The 17,142-nt window shown below is 71.8% G+C and carries 14 protein-coding genes; all 14 read left to right on the top strand.

What is annotated here, in order from left to right; genetic code table 11:
- Nucleotides 1-1,276, top strand: a 1,276-nt coding sequence (locus ACZ43N_RS30900) for an ABC transporter ATP-binding protein (RefSeq protein ID WP_468102286.1), incomplete at its 5' end; no start/stop codon positions are given.
- 156 nt (nucleotides 1,277-1,432) lie between these two features.
- Complete coding sequence (locus ACZ43N_RS30895; RefSeq protein ID WP_468102285.1) at nucleotides 1,433-3,574, top strand: xanthine dehydrogenase family protein molybdopterin-binding subunit; 2,142 nt, start codon at nucleotides 1,433-1,435, stop codon at nucleotides 3,572-3,574.
- A gap of 22 nt (nucleotides 3,575-3,596) precedes the next feature.
- Nucleotides 3,597-4,052 (top strand): (2Fe-2S)-binding protein, encoded by a 456-nt coding sequence (locus ACZ43N_RS30890; RefSeq protein WP_468102283.1) that lies wholly within the window; start codon nucleotides 3,597-3,599, stop codon nucleotides 4,050-4,052.
- A 790-nt stretch (nucleotides 4,053-4,842) separates the two neighbouring features.
- On the top strand, nucleotides 4,843-5,949 hold the full coding sequence (locus ACZ43N_RS30885; protein ID WP_468102282.1) for a lytic transglycosylase domain-containing protein: 1,107 nt from the start codon (nucleotides 4,843-4,845) through the stop codon (nucleotides 5,947-5,949).
- A gap of 66 nt (nucleotides 5,950-6,015) precedes the next feature.
- A complete protein-coding gene (locus tag ACZ43N_RS30880) occupies nucleotides 6,016-7,158 on the top strand; it encodes an RNA polymerase sigma factor (protein WP_468102280.1) in 1,143 nt (380 codons plus the stop codon).
- 156 nt (nucleotides 7,159-7,314) lie between these two features.
- The gene (locus ACZ43N_RS30875; protein WP_468102296.1) at nucleotides 7,315-8,259 is read left to right on the top strand and encodes an ABC transporter ATP-binding protein; all 945 of its coding nucleotides are present in this window, start codon (nucleotides 7,315-7,317) and stop codon (nucleotides 8,257-8,259) included.
- A complete protein-coding gene (locus tag ACZ43N_RS30870) occupies nucleotides 8,256-9,026 on the top strand; it encodes an MlaE family ABC transporter permease (protein ID WP_468102278.1) in 771 nt (256 codons plus the stop codon). Before ACZ43N_RS30875 ends, ACZ43N_RS30870 begins: the two co-directional genes overlap by 4 nt.
- Nucleotides 9,027-9,037: 11 nt before the next feature.
- Nucleotides 9,038-9,862, top strand: a complete 825-nt coding sequence (locus tag ACZ43N_RS30865; RefSeq protein ID WP_468102277.1) for an MlaE family ABC transporter permease — start codon at nucleotides 9,038-9,040, stop codon at nucleotides 9,860-9,862.
- Between the two features lie 5 nt (nucleotides 9,863-9,867).
- Complete coding sequence (locus tag ACZ43N_RS30860) at nucleotides 9,868-11,124, top strand: MCE family protein (RefSeq protein ID WP_468102276.1); 1,257 nt, start codon at nucleotides 9,868-9,870, stop codon at nucleotides 11,122-11,124.
- Nucleotides 11,121-12,158: an MCE family protein gene (locus ACZ43N_RS30855; protein ID WP_468102274.1), complete on the top strand. Its 1,038-nt coding sequence runs from the start codon at nucleotides 11,121-11,123 to the stop codon at nucleotides 12,156-12,158. The genes ACZ43N_RS30860 and ACZ43N_RS30855 overlap by 4 nt, the downstream gene beginning before the upstream one ends.
- Entirely contained in the window at nucleotides 12,155-13,342 is a 1,188-nt protein-coding gene (locus ACZ43N_RS30850; RefSeq protein ID WP_468102273.1) for an MCE family protein, read from the top strand. The genes ACZ43N_RS30855 and ACZ43N_RS30850 overlap by 4 nt, the downstream gene beginning before the upstream one ends.
- Nucleotides 13,339-14,472: an MCE family protein gene (locus ACZ43N_RS30845; RefSeq protein WP_468102271.1), complete on the top strand. Its 1,134-nt coding sequence runs from the start codon at nucleotides 13,339-13,341 to the stop codon at nucleotides 14,470-14,472. The genes ACZ43N_RS30850 and ACZ43N_RS30845 overlap by 4 nt, the downstream gene beginning before the upstream one ends.
- A complete protein-coding gene (locus tag ACZ43N_RS30840; protein ID WP_468102269.1) occupies nucleotides 14,469-15,755 on the top strand; it encodes an MCE family protein in 1,287 nt (428 codons plus the stop codon). Before ACZ43N_RS30845 ends, ACZ43N_RS30840 begins: the two co-directional genes overlap by 4 nt.
- On the top strand, nucleotides 15,752-17,029 hold the full coding sequence (locus tag ACZ43N_RS30835; protein ID WP_468102267.1) for an MCE family protein: 1,278 nt from the start codon (nucleotides 15,752-15,754) through the stop codon (nucleotides 17,027-17,029). Before ACZ43N_RS30840 ends, ACZ43N_RS30835 begins: the two co-directional genes overlap by 4 nt.
- Nucleotides 17,030-17,142: the final 113 nt, after the last annotated feature.

Below are 17,142 nucleotides of genomic sequence, written 5' to 3'. Positions count from 1 at the left end.
GCTGCTGGGTGTGACGCTCGGTGTGGTGGTGCTGGTCGGCGGGGCCGTCGCGCTGGTGATGCCGAAGATCGCGCGGGCCACCGAGCGGTCGCAGCAGGCGGTCGGGGAGATCTCCGTCGCGCTGGAACGGGCCTTCGGGGCGTTCCGTACGGTGAAGGCGTCCGGTGCCGAGGGGAGGGAGACCGCCAGGGTCGAGGCGGCGGCGCGGCGGGCCTGGCGGCACGGCGTGAGGAGCGCGAAGTGGGAGGCCGCGGCGGGCTCGGCCGACGAACTCGCTGTCCAGCTGGCCTTCCTCGCGGTGCTCGCCGTCGGCGGGGCGCGTGTGGCGTCCGGGGAGATCCCCGTGTCCACCCTGATCGCCTTCCTGCTGTACCTCTTCTACCTGATCGAGCCGGTGTCCCGGCTGGTCGACGCCGTGTCCTCCTATCAGGAGGGGGCGGCCGCCATCTCCCGGATCACGCAGGTGCAACGCCTGGCGACGGAGCCGACCGACCGGCGGACGGGCGCCCTGCCCCGGCAGGCGGCGGGGACGGGCCCGGCGTCGGTCCGCTTCGATGACGTGTCCTTCCGCTACCGGGACGGTCTGCCCTACGTCCACCAGCAGGTGAGCTTCGAGGTGCCGGGCCTGGGGACGACGGCCTTCGTGGGTCCCTCCGGGGCGGGCAAGTCGACGGTGTTCGCGCTCATCGAGCGGTTCCACGAGGTCACCGGCGGCCGGGTCCTCGTCGACGGCGAGGACGTACGGGACTGGCCGCTGCCCCGGCTGCGGGCAGCCATCGGCTATGTGGAGCAGGACGCCCCGGTGCTGGCCGGCTCGCTCCGCGAGAACCTCGTCTTCGCCGCGCCCGGTGCGAGCGACGACGACATCCGCGACGTCCTGGCCCGCACGAGACTCGACACCCTCGTCGAGCGCCTGCCCCACGGCCTGGACACCCCGGTCGGACACCGCGGTTCGAAACTCTCCGGCGGCGAGCGGCAGCGCGTCGCCATCGCCCGCGCCCTGCTGCGCAGGCCCCGCCTGCTGCTGTTGGACGAGGCGACCTCCCAGCTCGACGCCGTCAACGAACTCGCGCTGCGGGACGTCCTCACCGAGGTGGCCCGGGAGACCACCGTGCTGGTGGTCGCCCACCGCCTGTCCACCGTGACGAACGCCGACCGGATCGTCGTCATGGACGCCGGACGCGTCCGGGCCGTGGGCACCCACACGGAACTGCTGGCCAAGGACCCGCTGTACGCGCAACTGGCGGCCACGCAGCTGCTGACCGCCGCGCGATGACCCGTCCCACGCGGCGTGGTCCGGTCGTTTCCGTGGGGGCGACCGCCCTGATTCGGGGGTGTGTACCGGCTGTTGGTGACGCGTCGCAGGCAACCTCGGAGGGCGCCGGCCCCTCCTACCAGTCAAAGCGCCGGGATACTCGGAGAGGAGCGTCCGTTGGCTCGTCAGCTGTCGCGCCGGAAGTTCGTCGTCTACTCGCTCGCGGCGTCCACGCTGACCGTCGCCGCGCCGCTCGGCTGCGACGCGACGACGGCGGAAGGCGCCGAGTCCGCCCCCCGTCGGCCGTCCGACGTCCTGGTGACCGGTACCGACGAGGAGATGCTCGTCCTCCAGGTCACCAAGGCCAACAAGGTCGTCGTACGACTGCCGCGCGTCGAGGTCGGCCAGGGTGTCACGACCGCCGTGGCCATGATGATCGCCGAAGAGCTGGACGCCCGGCTCGCCGATGTCGACATCCCGCTCGCCGACGCCCGTACCAAGGGCAACCAGTTCACCGGCGGTTCGAACTCGGTGAGTTCGCTGTACGGTCCGGCCCGCGAGTTGGCCGCCCTGGCCCGTGCCAAGCTGGTGACCGCGGCGGCCAGGCGCTGGAAACTGCCCGCGCGGACCCTGAAGACCCGCGACACGAAGGTGATCGCGCCGGACGGTCGTTCGGCCACTTTCGGGGCACTGACCGCCAGCGCCGCCCGGATCACCCGGCCGGCCGTGTCGAGCAGACCCAAGCCCGCGTCCCGGCACCGGGTGATCGGGAAGGCGACGACCCGGATCGACGCCCGGGACATCGTCACCGGCAAGGCCATGTACGCCGGTGACCTGGCGGTCGCCGGGGCGAAGCCGACCGTGGTGGCCCGGCCGCCGACGCTCGGCGGGAAGGCCCTCTCGGTCGACTCCCGGGCCGCGCGGGCCATGCCGGGCGTCCACGCGGTCGTCAAGATCGCCGGAGGGGTCGCCGTGGTGGCGGACTCCTTCCACCACGCCTTCGAGGCGAGGGACGCCCTCAGGATCACCTGGGCCCCGGGCCCGCTCGTGTCGCTCTCCGACGCCGCGATCCGCGCCCGGCTGCGGGCCGCCGTCCCCCGGCTCGGCACCCCGCCGCGCGGCTCCACGCAGACGGAGGCCGAGTTCGAGTTCGCCTTCGTCAGCCACGCCCCCATGGAGGTGCTGACCGCGGTGGCGGACGTCCGTAAGACCCGAGCCGAGATCTGGTTCTCGTCCCAGACACCGATGTACGCGCGGGACAGCATCGCCTCGGCGGTCGGGCTGCCCGAGTCGAAGGTGAAGGTCCACGTCGTACGAGGCGGCGGCTCCTTCGGCCGGAGACTGAACCACGACGCCGCGATCGAGGCGGCCCTCATCTCGAAGGCGGCAGGCCGACCGGTCAAACTGATGTGGAGCCGCGCCGACGACATCCAGCACGGCAGGATGCGCCCGGCCAGCCACCACCGGATCCGGGCCAGCCACGCAAAGGGCCGAGTGGTCGCGTTCACCCACGCCATGGCCTCGGTGAGCGAGGCGTTCGAGACGCAGGGACCTGCCGCTCAGGGAGCCGCCCAGGGGCCCGCCCAGGGCCGGGTGACCCGGGCCGCCGCCCGCGCCGCCGGTCCGCTGCCCAGCGACAGCGGCCCGTACAACTTCGGCCGGGTCTCCGGGGATTCGGGCTCGGTCGAACTGGCGATACCGCTCGGCGCCTGGCGGTCGGTGGACTCCGGGACGATGCGGACCGCGGAGGAGATCGTCGTCGACGAGGTCGCGAGGAGCCTGGGCAAGGACCCGGTCGCCTTCCGGCGCACCACCCTCAGGAACAAGGCGGTGAAGGCCGTACTGGACAAGGTCGCGAAAGCCGGTGACTGGGGGCGGACCATGCCGGCCGGCCAGGCGCAGGGCGTCGCGGTCCACGAGGAGTACGGCTCGTGCGTGGCCTGCCTGGTCGAGATCGACGCCACCGACCCGAAGAACCCCCGGGTGACCAGGGCGGTCATGGCGGCCGACGTCGGAACGGCCGTCAACCCCCGCGGACTGGAGGCCCAGCTCATGGGCACCGTGATCGACGGCATCTCCACCGTCCTCCAGGCCGGCCTGCACATCGAGCGGGGCGCCGTCCGCGAGAGCAGCTTCGCCGACTTCGCGTACGCCCGCCAGCGGCACGCCCCGCTGCGCTTCGAGGCGCACATCATGCCCTCCCGTCGGGAACCGGGCGGAGCGGGCGAACTCGGCGTTCCCGCGGCGGCGGGCGCCGTGGCCAACGCCTACGCCCGGGCGACCGGCACCAGGCCCCGCCGCTTCCCCCTCAACTTCTGAGCCGACCTCCGAGAAGGTGCCGATGCCCTCCTACTCCTTCCTCCTCAACGGGAAGCCGGTGACTGTCGAAGCCCCGGCCGACATGCCGCTGCTGTGGGTCCTGCGCGACATGCTGAACGTCACGGGCCCCAAGTACGGCTGCGGCGTCGGCGTCTGCCGCGCCTGCACGAGCCATCTCGACGGCGGGGAGATCCAGCCCTGTGTCGTTCCGGTCGCGGACTGCGCGGACCGTGAGGTCACCACGATCGAAGGCCTGGCCGACGGCGACAGGCTGCACCCGGTGCAGCAGGCATGGCTCGACCGCGATGTCGCGCAGTGCGGCTTCTGCCAGCCGGGTCAGATCATGGCGGCTGTGGCCCTGCTGAAGAAGACGCGCCGTCCGAGCGACGCCGACATCGACCGCATCGAGAACGTCTGCCGCTGCGGCACGTACTCCCGGATCCGCGAAGCGATCAAGAAGGCCGCGGCGGACGACTGACGGCCACCTGGTTGCCGTCGGAGGCCGACGCCGGGCACGTGACGCCGGCCTGGCCCGAGCGTTCGCCCACGGCCGGTCCCTGCGATCCACTCCCCGTTCGGATCGCCCGCGATGCCGCTCGTGCGGAGCATCCAGCGGGATCGGCCGGGCCACGGCGGAGGCCTTCGCCCGGAAGGGGTGCGCCGTGGTGCCGGCCGCGCGCCGCGAGGAGGCGATGGAGGCGACCGCGGTGTCGGGTCCGCGCGTCCGCACGGTGTCCGACCCGGCGGGCGGACCGCCGGTGAACCCCCGCGAGAGCAGTCCACGGCGGTCGCCCCACCCGAGTCCAGCGCGGGCCGCCTGCTTGCCGGGGCGCCGAGAACACGGACGCGGTGCTGTATCTGGCGGCTGACGGCGACCGGCTCGCCGGCCTGGCCCAGGAAGCCGTCGAGGGCCAGGCCGTCACCGTCCACCCGGTCATGGCCACCCGAACGCCTGGACCCAGGTGCGTACGACGAGGCGCGGGAGCATCGCGCGCAGGCTTGCGGCCCCTTAGGCGAACACCGCGCCCCGGCGACGAGGCGTCGACCGTCGACGGCCCCGGCCACATCGCCCACCACACCGGCGGGCACGACATGGCCCTGGTTGACCACCGACAGGCACTGACCAGGTGCCGACCCCTCAACGATCACTACGACGACACCGACACGCCGGCCGATGGCCGAGTCCCCTTCCTCGTATGTCCGGCGACGGACACGCCGGGCGCCCGCGTAGAGCAGAGGACGGAATCCGCACAGGGAGGGGCCGCGAGGTGGCGGTGCGCAGGGTGTTCAGGACGGTCGGTACGGCGAGAGGGGCACTGCGAGGGACCAGATGCACGGCGATCGTGGCGGCGGCGATGGCCGCGCTGACCGCCTCCCAGGCGCCGGGGGTCCCGGCCCGGGCCGCGGAGCCGGCGCCGACCGCGGCGCGCGCCGAGCACGGACCGAGTGTGTCCGGTGACGCCCCGTACCACACCCGGCTGCCACCACTGCGGGTCCGGACGTCCGACGGGGGCGCGGTGGCGGGGCCCGTCGGCGGCGCACTGCCGGCGACCGTGGTCGCCGCCTACCGGCGCGCCGAGTCGGAGCTCGCGGGCACCGCGCCGGGATGCCGGCTGGAGTGGCAGTTGCTGGCCGCCATCGGCCAGGTGGAGTCGGGGCAGGCACGCGGCGGCCGGGTGACCCCGGCCGGCACGGCCGTGCCACCGATCCTCGGCCCCCGGCTGAACGGCGGCGGCTTCGCGGTCATCCGGGACACCGACGGCGGCCGGTACGACGGGGACACGGCGTACGACCGGGCCGTCGGCCCGATGCAGTTCATCCCGTCGACCTGGACCCGCTGGGGCGCGGACGGCAACGGCGACGGACGGGCCGACCCGAACAACGTCTTCGACGCGGCGCTCGCCGCCGGGCGCTATCTGTGCGCGAACGGGAGGGATCTGTCCGACCGGGCCGACCTGGACCGGGCGATCCTCGGCTACAACCACTCGCAGGCCTATCTGCGCACGGTCCGGGCCTGGTACCTCTACTTCCTGGAAGGGCACCGGGTGGTGCCGGACCGGAGCGCCGCGTCGTCCGCGCGACCACAGCCGTCGCGACCGGGCAGCACCCACGAACCCTCCCCGCGGGCGTCCGAGCGCCCGGCCGCGGGTCCGTCCCCCGAGCCGTCCCGGCCCGCCTCGCCCCCACCCTCCTCTCCCGCTCCATCCCGTCCGGCGGACGGACCGGAGGAGGTGGAGGAGCCACCGCTCCCCGTACCCGATTCGGGCGTGGACCTGCCCGGTGACGATGTGCTGCCCGATGCCGACCCACTGACCAGCAACGGTGGAGAAACGATGCGCCCGTCCCCCTCCACAACCGGGGATACCGGGCGGTAATGTCGCCACCCGCCGGACGGCACGGGACGGCGGAGTGAGCACGAAGGGGTCCTCATGGCGACGGACATGCCTGCTGAGCCAGAGGCGGCCACAGCTGCTGGGGCGGAGTCGGACCACGATCGCTGGCAGCGCATGTGGAGCCACCGCGAGCAGTTGCTCAAGGTGGCCCGGCGCAGGTCGATGAGCCCGGAGGACGCGGAGGACGCCGTGCACGAGGCGATGCTGCGCGCCGCCGAGCGCCCGGACCTCGACGACGAGCGCCTCGGCGCCTGGCTGACCACCGTGACCATGCGGCTGTGCGTCGACCGGTACCGGCAGGTCAACCGCGAGGCCGAGGTGCGTACCAGTCCCACGCTGATCGCGCCGGGCCCGGTGCCCGTCGAGGAGGCGGTGTGCGACCGGGCCGAGGCGAAGTGGCTGGCGGTGCGCAGCGGTGAACTGCCCGCCCGCCAGGCGGAGGCGCTGCGGCTCAAGTCCGAGGACCTCGACGTCGGCCAGGTCGCCATGGAGATGGGGCTGAGCTACCGGACCGTCGAGTCGCTGCTCGCCCGGGCCCGGCGGACGCTGCGCGCCTCGCTGGCCGGGACGCTCGGGGTGGTGCTGTTCCTGCTCGGGCGCGGACGGCCGCGCGGAGGCGGGCGGGCACATGCCGTGGCCGTCGCCTCGACGGCGGCGACGCTGGCGGTGGCGGGGTTCGTGCTGCCGTACGCGCTGGACGGGAGCGGAAGCGGTCCGGCTCCGCGGCCTGCCGTGTCCGGGCCTTCGGAGGCGCTCACGCCCGACGGGAACGAGCGGGTGCGGGCAACCGAGCCACGCGCCTCGTCGCCCGCGCCAGCGGCCGGCGGTGACGGGCCGGCGAGAACCGCCGCCGACGACGGACCGATGCTGCCGCTGTCCGTGCCGCCCCTGCCGGAGGTGCCGGTGTCCCCGCTCCCGCTGCTGCCGACACCCGGGATTCCCGAGGTCCCCGAGGTCCCCGAGGTCCCCGAGGTCCCCGAGGTCGCGGGCCTGCCCGAGCTGCCGGACGCACCGGACGTGCCGGCGATCCCCGAGGCCCCGGATGTGCCGGATGTGCCGGATGTGCCGGATGCGCCGGTCGAGTCCGCTGTCCCCCTGGCGACGTCGGGGCCGTCGACAGCGTCCGTTCCGGACCCGTCCGTCGTACAGTCCACCCCGCTCTCCGGCCCCGCGGCGACCGCCTTGCCGTAAACGCGCCGGTCAGGCGGTTCGTGAGGCGGCGCGCCGAGCCGTCCGCACGCCCGTCCGGAAACACGTCCGAAAAAAATCGGCCTCGTCGCGACGGACGTCCCGCCCCTCCCCGTAGAGCAGATGTCGGAGCTGCTCCACGGCCGAAGGGTGGACCGGATGGGTGTCGAGATCTGTGTGGAAGGGCTGACCAAGTCCTTCGGTCACCAGGTCATCTGGCAGGACGTCTCGCTGACGCTGCCCGCCGGGGAGGTATCGGTCATGCTCGGCCCCTCGGGCACGGGCAAGTCGGTGTTCCTCAAGACGCTCGTCGGGCTGCTGAAGCCGGAAAGCGGCTCGGTCAAGGTCGCCGGGCGGGACATCACCAAGCTCCGTGAGTCCGACCTGTACGAGGTGCGGAAGCTGTTCGGGGTGTTGTTCCAGGACGGCGCGCTCTTCGGCTCGATGAACCTGTACGACAACATCGCCTTCCCGCTGCGCGAGCACACCCGCAAGTCCGAGAGCCAGATCCGGCGCGTCGTGCTGGAGAAGATGGACATGGTCGGGCTGATCGGCGCCGAGGGGAAGCTGCCCGGCGAGATCTCCGGCGGTATGCGCAAGCGGGCCGGGCTGGCACGGGCCCTGGTGCTGGACCCCGAGATCGTCCTCTTCGACGAGCCCGACTCGGGTCTCGACCCCGTACGCGTCGCCTACCTCAACCAGCTGATCGTCGACCTCAACGCGCAGATCGACGCCACCTTCCTGATCGTCACGCACGACATCGCCTCGGCCCGCCAGGTGCCGGACAACATCGGCCTGCTGTTCCGGCGTGAGCTGGTGATGTTCGGCCCGCGCGAGAAGCTGCTGACCAGTGACGAGCCCGTCGTACGCCAATTCCTGAACGGCCGGATGCAAGGACCGATCGGTATGGCCGAGGAGAAGGACGCCGCCCAGGTCGAGCAGGAGCTCGCACAGCTCGGCGACGGCGAGCACACCACGACGCCCGGCAGTCAGGAGCCGCCTCCCCGCCTGCTGCCGGGTCCGGGCGTCACCAGGCCGCCCCGCTGGCAGGCCATCGCGGAGCGGGAGGCCGAGCTGCACCGGAGGGAGGTGGCCGGGGCGTGAGCCTGTCGCCGGCCGGAGCGCTGCGGCACTCGGGCAACCTGTTCGCGATGGCGCTGGACGTCGTGCGGACCATACCCCGACGGCCTTTCCAGGCACGGGAGTTCATCCAGCAGGCATGGTTCGTCGCGAGCGTCACCATCCTCCCCACGGCCCTCGTGTCGATCCCGTTCGGGGCCGTCATCGCCCTCCAGATAGGCAGCCTGACCCGGCAGCTCGGCGCCCAGTCCTTCGCGGGTGCCGCCTCCGTCCTCGCCGTCCTGCGGGAGGCCTCGCCGATCGTCACCGCGCTGCTGATCGCGGGCGCGGGCGGCACGGCGATCTGCGCGGACCTCGGGGCGCGCAGGATCCGGGACGAGATCGACGCCATGCAGGTGCTCGGCATCGACCCGATCCACCGGCTGGTCGTCCCCCGCGTCCTGGCCTCCATGGTGGTGGCCGTGCTGCTCAACGGCCTGGTGTCGGTCGTGGGCGTGGCCGGCGGCTACTTCTTCAACGTGGTCCTCCAGAACGGCACGCCCGGCGCGTACCTCGCGTCCTTCACCACCCTCGCCCAGCTCTCCGACCTGTGGGCGGCGGAGGTGAAGGCGCTGGTGTTCGGGGCGATCTCCGGGATCGTCGCCTCCTACAAGGGGCTCACCGCGAAGGGCGGTCCCAAGGGCGTCGGCGACGCGGTCAACCAGTCAGTGGTGATCACCTTCATGTTGCTGTTCGTGACCAACTTCGTGATGACGGCCGTGTACTTCCAAGTCGTCCCGCAGAGGGGCTGAGGGAACCGACGATGCGACCGCTACGACTCCTCGACCGCCCGCTCCACGCGCTGGAGGAACTGGGCACCCAACTCTCCTTCTACGGCCGCTCGCTCGCGTGGACCGGCCGCACCCTGCGCCGCTACAAGAAGGAGATCCTGCGGCTGCTCGCCGAGGTGAGCTTCGGACGCGGAGCGCTGGCCGTCGTCGGCGGCACCGTCGGCGTCATCGCCTTCCTGTCGTTCTTCACCGGCACCGAGGTGGGCCTCCAGGGCTACGCCGCCCTCAACCAGCTCGGCACCTCCAACTTCGTGGCCTTCCTGTCGGCCTACTTCAACACCCGGGAGATCGCCCCACTGGTGGCCGGGCTCGCCCTGTCCGCCACGGTCGGCGCCGGGTTCACCGCACAGCTGGGAGCGATGCGGATCAGTGAGGAGACCGACGCCCTGGAGGTGATGGGCGTGCCCTCTCTGCCGTTCCTGGTGACCACCAGGATGGTCGCCGGTTTCGTCGCCGTGATCCCGCTGTACGTGGTCGGCCTGCTGTCCTCCTACCTCGCCGCCCGCACCATCACCACCGTCTACTACGGGCAGTCGACCGGCACGTACGACCACTACTTCCACCAGTACCTGCCGCCTGTCGACGTGCTGTGGTCCTTCGGCAAGGTGATCGTCTTCGCCGTACTGATCATTCTGGTGCACTGCTACTACGGCTACTACGCGAGTGGCGGACCCGCCGGGGTCGGCGTCGCGGTGGGCCGCGCGGTGCGGACCTCGATCGTCGCCGTGAACGTCCTGGACTTCTTCCTGAGCCTCGCGATCTGGGGCGCCAACACGACCGTACGGATCGCGGGGTGAGGCCGATGAGAGGGACGAGAGTACTGAGGCTTCGGATGTACGGCATCGCCTTCCTGGCCGTGCTCGCGCTGCTGCTGTCGCTCGCCGTGGCCGTCTACCAGCAGGCGTTCACCCCGGTGGTGCGCATCACCCTGGAGGCAGGCAGCCTCGGCAACCAGCTGGATCCGCGGGCCGACGTCAAGCTGCGCGGGCTGCTGGTCGGCGAGGTGCGCTCGGTGCGGGCCGACGGTGAGAACGCGACCCTCGACATCGCGCTGAACCCGGAGCACGTCGGGTACATCCCGTCGGACGTGCACGCCCGGCTGCTGCCCAAGACGCTGTTCGGCGAGAAGTACGTCGACCTCGTGCCGCCGCGCGGTTCCTCGGCCCGGCCCATCCGCGACGGGGACGTCATCACCCAGGACCGTACGACGGTCGGCATGGAGGTGCAGCGGTTGCTGAACGACCTGCTGCCGCTGCTGCGCACGGTCGAGCCCGGGGAACTCAACGCCACACTGTCGGCGTTCGCCACCGCGCTGGAGGGCCGCGGCGACCGGATCGGCGACAACCTCACCCGGGTCGAGAGCTATCTGCGCCGCCTCAACCCGCATCTGCCGTCCCTCAAGGAGGACATCTCGCGGTTCGCCGACGTCGCCGAGGTGTACGGGGACGCGGCGCCCGATCTGATGCGGATCCTGCGGAACACGGTCACCACCAGCCGCACGATCGTCGAGAAGAAGGACCGGCTGGCCGCCGCGCTCCGCACCACCGCGACCGTCGCGGGCACCGGCGAGGACTTCTTCGACGCGAACGGCGACCGGCTGATCACGCTCGGCCGGGTCTCCAGGCCCACCCTTGAGCTGTTCGCCCGTTACTCACCCCAGTACCCCTGCCTCCTCGAAGGGCTGGTCCGGCAGGAGCAGGCGTCCGAGGAGGCGTTCCGGGGCGGCCGGATGCGGATCACCCTCGAAGTCGTCCGCCCCCAGGCCGGCTACCGGCCCGGCGAGGAGCCCAGGTACGCGGAGCGGTCCGGGCCGGACTGCCGGGGCCTGCCCCGTCCGCAGGTGCCCGCGCCGCACACCGAGCTCAACGACGGTACGCAGCCCGGCCGTTCGGGCAGCGCCCGGCCCGGAGGCGTCGACGTGTCGGCCACCGAGGCCGAGCAGCGGGCCGTGGGCTCGCTCGTGGCCCCCGTCATGGGCGTGCCGGCGGACGAGGTGCCGCCCGTCGCGACCCTGCTGTTCGGCCCGCTGGCCCGGGGAACGGAGGTGAGCGTCGCATGAGGACCCAAGGAGCCCGTCAGGCCGCCGCCCCACTGGTCAAGTTCGGCCTCTTCGCGCTGGTCACGATCCTGGCGACGGGCCTGCTCGCCGCCACCATCGTCAACATCTCCTTCGCACCGAAGGACACCTACCGGGCGGTGTTCAGCGATGTGACCGGCCTGGAGGAGGGCGACGACATCCGTGTGGCCGGGGTGCGGGTCGGTGAGGTGGAGGGCATCCGGATCAAGGACCGGACGCTGGCCGAGGTCACCTTCACGGTCACCGCGGACCGCCCTCTGCTCACCAGCACGGGCGCGGTCGTCCGCTACCGGAACCTGGTCGGGCAGCGGTACATCGCGCTCACCGAGGGCGTCGGCGCCGGCACCCGGCTGCGGCCGGGCGGCACCATCCCGTTGTCCAGGACGCAGCCCGCGCTGGACCTCAACGCGCTGCTGAACGGCTTCAAGCCGCTGTTCGCCGCGCTCAGCCCGAACGACGTCAACCAGCTCGCCACCGAGATCATCAAGACCCTGCAGGGCGAAGGCGGCACGGTGAACAGCCTGCTCGCGCACACGGCGTCACTCACCACGACGCTCGCCGACCGCGACCAGCTGATCGGCTCCGTGATCGACAACCTCAACTCCGTTCTGAAGACGCTCGACCAGCGCGGTGGCCGTTTCTCCGGACTGCTGAAGCAGCTGCGGCGAGTGATCTCCGGGCTGTCCGCCGACCGCAAGCCCGTCGGGGAGTCCCTGGTGAGCATCGGCGACCTCACGGAGGCCACGTCGGGGCTCCTCGACGACGCCCGCCCGCCGCTGAAGGAGGACATCGCCGAGCTGGGCGAACTGACCGGAACCCTGAACAGGAACGAGAAGACCGTGGAGGGCGTGCTGAAGCGGCTGCCGAACAAGCTCACCGAGCTGACGGGGACGGCGTCCTACGGCTCGTGGTTCAACTTCTACCTGTGCGACTTCGACGGGCGGATCGTGCTGCCGAGGACGAAGCAGGTGCTCACCCCCGAGTTCCACGTGGCGCGGGCGAGGTGCGGCGCATGAGCATTCGTATCCCGCCGCGCAGGACGCGGCGCCGCCGCCCCGAGCCCCTGATGAAGGTGCGCGTGGAGCCGCCGAGGCTGCCCGCTCTGCCCAAGCTGCGGCTCCCGCGCCGCGCAAGGCGCCGCCCCGAGCCTTTGATGAAGGTGCGCGTCCTGCCGCCGAAGCTGCCGAGGATCAGGCTGCCCGAGGCGGGCCGCCCACGCCTGAAGCCGTTCCGGGACCGCAACCCCGTGGTGGTCGGCGCGGTCGGTCTCACCACCCTCGCGCTGCTGACGGTGGCCGCGTTCAACGCCGACAGCCTGCCGGTGATCGGCGGCGGCGAGACGTACGGCGCGGCCTTCTCGGAGGCCGGTGGACTCAAGCCCGGCGACGAGGTGCGGATCGCCGGGGTCAAGGTCGGCAAGGTCGAGGACGTCGATCTGGACGGCGACCACGTCAAGGTGACCTTCAAGGTCAAGGACGACCCGGACCTCGGCACCCGGACCGGTGCGTCGATCCGGGTCAAGACGATCCTCGGCGCGAAGTACCTGGCGCTGCACCCGAAGGGGCCCGGCCGACTGCGTCCGGGCAGCGAGATCCCGCTGCGGCGGACGGTGTCCGCGTACGACGTCGTGCAGGCGTTCAGCGACCTGACCACCACGACGGAGGAGGTCGACACGGAGCGGCTCGCCGACGCACTGGACACGATCTCCGCCACCTTCGAGGACTCGCCCGCGGAGGTGCGGGCGTCCATCAAGGGACTGTCACGGATCTCCCGGACGGTGGCCTCCCGCGACGAGGCACTGCGCGGGCTCCTCGAACACGCGGACGGGGTCACCGGGGTGCTGGCCGCGCACTCGAAGGACTTCTCCGCGCTGGTGGAGGACGGCGACAAGCTGTTCAAGGAGATCAGCAAGCGGCGTGCCGCGATCCACAAACTGCTCAAGAACTCCGCGCTGCTGGGCATCGAGCTCTCCGGTCTGGTCCACGACAACCGCGAGGAGATCGGGCCCGCGCTCAAGAACCTCAACACCTTCGTCAGGATGCTCGAACGCAACCAGGCGAGCCTCGACCGGAGCGTCAAATTGCTCGCGCCCTATGTCCGGGTCTTCACCAACACCCTCGGCAACGGCCACTGGTTCGACTCCTACGTCCAGAACCTGGTCGCCGCCCCGGTGGTGCCCCGCACGGGAGGCTCACGATGATCAGGCGCACCCCCGTCCCGCGCACCCTGGTACTGCTCACGGTGCTCGCGGTCGCCGCCGCACTCGCCGTCGTGCTGTGGCCGCGCCCCGGAACCGTCCGGGTCACGGCGTACTTCCCGCGCACCGTCGGTATCCACCCCGGTTCGGACGTCCGTGTTCTCGGCGTCCGTATCGGCGAGGTCAAGCGGATCACGCCGGAGGGCAGCCGCGTGCGCGTCGAGCTGGAGTACGAGGAAGGCCGCAAGCTGCCCGCCGACGCGCAGGCCGCCATCATCAACTCCTCGGTGGTCAGCGACCGTTACGTACAGCTGCTGCCGGTCCACCGCAAGGGCCCGGTGCTGCGCGACGGGGACGTCATTCCCGAGTCGCGCACGGCCGTCCCCGTCGAACTCGACCGGATCTTCGACAGCCTGCACACCACGTCCGAGGCGCTCGGCCCGAAGGGCGCGAACAAGGACGGCTCCCTGTCGCGGCTGCTGGGCGTGAGCGCGGACAACCTCCAAGGCCAGGGCGAGAACCTCAACCAGACCGTTGAGGACCTCACGCAGGCCGTCACCACGCTGTCCGACGGGCGGGGCGACCTGTTCGGCACCATACGGAACCTCCAGGTGTTCACGGCCGCGCTGGCGGCCGACGACCGACGCGTACGGTCCTTCAACGGCAGCCTCGAAAAGGTGGCGGAGCAGCTCGCCGGGGAGCGCAAGGACCTCGCGGCGGCCCTCAAGCACCTGGGTGCGGCACTGGGCGACGTGTCGGAGTTCGTGAAGAAGAACAAGAAGTCACTGACCTCGAACGTGCGGGGCCTCAGCAAGGTCACCAAGGTCCTCGTCACTCAACGCGCCGCACTGGAGGAGCTGTTGGAGGTCGCGCCCACCGGTCTGTCGAACCTGCAGAACGCCTACAACGCCTCCGCCGGCACGCTCGACACCCGCAACAACCCCGAGGAGCCGCAGGACCCGGCGTCCCTGTTGTGCTCCCTGCTGAGGACGACCGGGGACGAGGGCGGCGACAACCCCGACTGCGCGGAGTTGAAGAAGCTCTTCGACTCCCTGCCCGAGGTGCCGACGGCCCCCGCCACGACGGGCACGGTCGACCGAACGCTCGGCGGAATCCTGGAGGCGCGGGCATGAGTGTCTCCCGTAGGACGGGTGCGGCCGTGTGGACGGCCGCCGGCTCGCTGCTGCTGTCGGGCTGCGGGTCCGACGGCTGGTACGACGTCCGGCTCCCCGGAGGAGCGGCGGCGGACGGCCGCGCCTACCACGTCACCGTCGAGTTCAGGGACGTACTGGACCTGGTGCCGCAGTCCGCGGTCAAGGTCAACGACGTCACCGTGGGCGCGGTCGAGAAGGTGGAACTGCACGGCTGGCACGCCCGGGTGCGGCTGCGCGTCGCCGACTCGGTGAAGCTTCCCGCCAACGCGGTCGCCGATCTGCGGCAGACCAGCATGCTCGGCGAGAAGTACGTGGCCCTGTCCGCGCCGGTCGGCACCGCGCCCGTCGGCCGGCTGCGCGACGGCGACCGCGTCCCGCTGTCCCGCAGCGGCCGCAACCCGGAGATCGAAGAGGTGCTGTCCGCCCTGTCGGCGCTCCTCAACGGCGGCGGCGTCGCCCAGCTCAAGACGATCACCGTGGAACTCAACAAGGCCCTCGAAGGGCGCGAGAACCGGGTCAGATCCCTGCTGGCGGAACTCGACACGTTCGTCGGCGGCCTCGACGGGCAGCGCGCGGACATCGTCCGGGCCCTCAAGGGCATCGACCGGCTGGCCAAGCGGCTGAGGAAGGAGAAGAAGACCATCGCCACCGCCGTCGACACGCTGCCGCCCGCGCTGAAGGTCCTCGCCGACCAGCGCCGCGACCTGACGCGGATGCTCACCGCCCTGTCGAAACTGGGCAAGGCCGGCACCCGGGTCGTGAACGCCTCTCGGGACGACACCGTCGCCAACCTCAAGCAGCTGAGACCGATCCTCCAGCAACTCAACAAGGCGGGTGCCGACCTGCCCAACTCCCTCGAACTGCTGACCACCTACCCGTTCCCGCGCAACGTGGTCGACGCCGTCAAGGGTGACTACGTCAACCTCGCGGTCACCGCCGACCTCGACCTCGCGGGCATCTACGGCAACGTCAAGGACGAGCCCGGTGGGTCCGGCGGCTCCCGTGGCGGGGACGACGGCTCCGGCTCCCCGGATCTGCCCGACCTGCCGGATCTGCCGGACCTGCCCGGTGTCCCGACGCCGACCTCGCCGCCCAAGGTCCCGGAGGTCCCGGTCGAGCCCTCGGCGCCCGCGGACGGCGACGACCTGCTGTGCCCGCCGGTGTGCACCGCGGGCTACGGCCCACGAAGGGACTCCGGCCGCCTCCCTGCGGGGATCGACCTCGCGCTCGCCGAGCTCATGCTGAAGGGAATACAGCCGTGATCACCCGTACGGTCAAGGCCCAGCTGCTCGCCTTCGCCACCCTCACCGCCGTCGGGGTGTCGTATGTCGGCGCCGAGTACACGGGCCTGGTGGACGCCGTCCTCGGCCGCGGCTACACCGTGCGGGCCGACTTCGCCGCGTCCGGGGGCATCTTCACCGGCGCCGAGGTCACCTACCGGGGAGTGCCGGTGGGCCGGGTGGGCGAGCTGCGGCTGTCCGGCTCGGGGGTGTCGGCGGCCCTGGAGATCGAGGACGACGCGCCCCGTATCCCGGCCGACACCCTGGCGGTGGTCGCCAACCGTTCCGCGGTGGGCGAGCAGTACGTCGATCTGCAACCCCGGCGGGCGGGCGGCCCGTACCTGCTCGACGGCAGCCCGATACCGCGCGAGCGGACCCGGGTGCCGCTGCCCACCACCGACCTCGTCCTCAGCCTCGACCGGCTGGTCAACTCGGTCGGCAAGGACGATCTGCGCACCACCGTCGACGAGTTGGGCAAGGCCTTCGCCGGCACCGGGCCACGGCTGAGCAGACTCGTGGACTCGGGGAACGAACTCGTCGAGGCGGCGTCGGACACGCTGCCGGAGACGGTCTCGCTGATCGAGGACTCGCGGACGGTGCTCAAGACGCAGTCCGACCAGGGTTCGGCCATCAAGTCGTTCTCCCGCGATCTGGCGGCGCTCACCGCGGAGCTGAAGTCGAGCGACGGGGACCTGCGCCGGCTGATCGGCAACGCGGTGCCCGCCGCGCAGGAGGTCGACTCCCTGCTGAAGTCGACCCGGCCGGATCTGCCGGTCCTGCTCGCCAACCTCATCAGCGGCGGCCAGGTCACCGTGGCGCGGCTGCCGGGAGTCGAACAGGCCCTGGTCACCTTCCCGGTGGTCGTCGCCGGCAGCTACACGGTCGTCCCCGGCGACGGTACCACCCACTTCGGCCTCGTTCTGGGCGCCGACGACCCACCGCCGTGCACCCAGGGGTACGGCGGGACGCGGCGGCGCGATCCGGCCGACACCGGCACGCGCCCGGCGAACACCGACGCGCGCTGCACGGCGCCGCGCGGCAGCGACACTTCGGTGCGCGGCGCGCAGAACGCCCCCGGCGCGTCCGCGGGTTCGTACGGCGCCGAACGGGCCGCGTACGTCACCCCGTACGACCCGGACACCGGCACCACCACCGGCCCGGACGGCAGGCCCGTCGAGATCGGCTCGACGGGCGGCGAACAGACGGTCTTCGGAAAGGAGTCGTGGCAATGGCTGCTCGTCGGACCGATGGCGTGAACAACGAAACCGATGGCGTGAACAAGGACCCCGACGGCGTGAACAAGGACCCCGACGGCGTGAACACGGGGACCGACGGCGAGAAGGCCGGGTCGGACGGCGTGAAGGCCGGG

This window comes from Streptomyces sp. NPDC030814, assembly GCF_055572155.1.
This window is presented reverse-complemented; position numbering and strand designations above follow the sequence as displayed.

What these genes read in the sequence shown, in the direction of transcription:
- ACZ43N_RS30890 (WP_468102283.1), top strand. Translation starts at nt 3,597, where the DNA reads ATGCCCTCCTACTCCTTCCTCCTCAACGGGAAGCCGGTGACTGTCGAA.
- ACZ43N_RS30880 (WP_468102280.1), top strand. Translation starts at nt 6,016, where the DNA reads ATGCCTGCTGAGCCAGAGGCGGCCACAGCTGCTGGGGCGGAGTCGGAC.
- ACZ43N_RS30875 (WP_468102296.1), top strand. Translation starts at nt 7,315, where the DNA reads ATGGGTGTCGAGATCTGTGTGGAAGGGCTGACCAAGTCCTTCGGTCAC.
- ACZ43N_RS30865 (WP_468102277.1), top strand. Translation starts at nt 9,038, where the DNA reads ATGCGACCGCTACGACTCCTCGACCGCCCGCTCCACGCGCTGGAGGAA.
- ACZ43N_RS30860 (WP_468102276.1), top strand. Translation starts at nt 9,868, where the DNA reads ATGAGAGGGACGAGAGTACTGAGGCTTCGGATGTACGGCATCGCCTTC.
- ACZ43N_RS30855 (WP_468102274.1), top strand. Translation starts at nt 11,121, where the DNA reads ATGAGGACCCAAGGAGCCCGTCAGGCCGCCGCCCCACTGGTCAAGTTC.
- ACZ43N_RS30850 (WP_468102273.1), top strand. Translation starts at nt 12,155, where the DNA reads ATGAGCATTCGTATCCCGCCGCGCAGGACGCGGCGCCGCCGCCCCGAG.
- ACZ43N_RS30845 (WP_468102271.1), top strand. Translation starts at nt 13,339, where the DNA reads ATGATCAGGCGCACCCCCGTCCCGCGCACCCTGGTACTGCTCACGGTG.
- ACZ43N_RS30840 (WP_468102269.1), top strand. Translation starts at nt 14,469, where the DNA reads ATGAGTGTCTCCCGTAGGACGGGTGCGGCCGTGTGGACGGCCGCCGGC.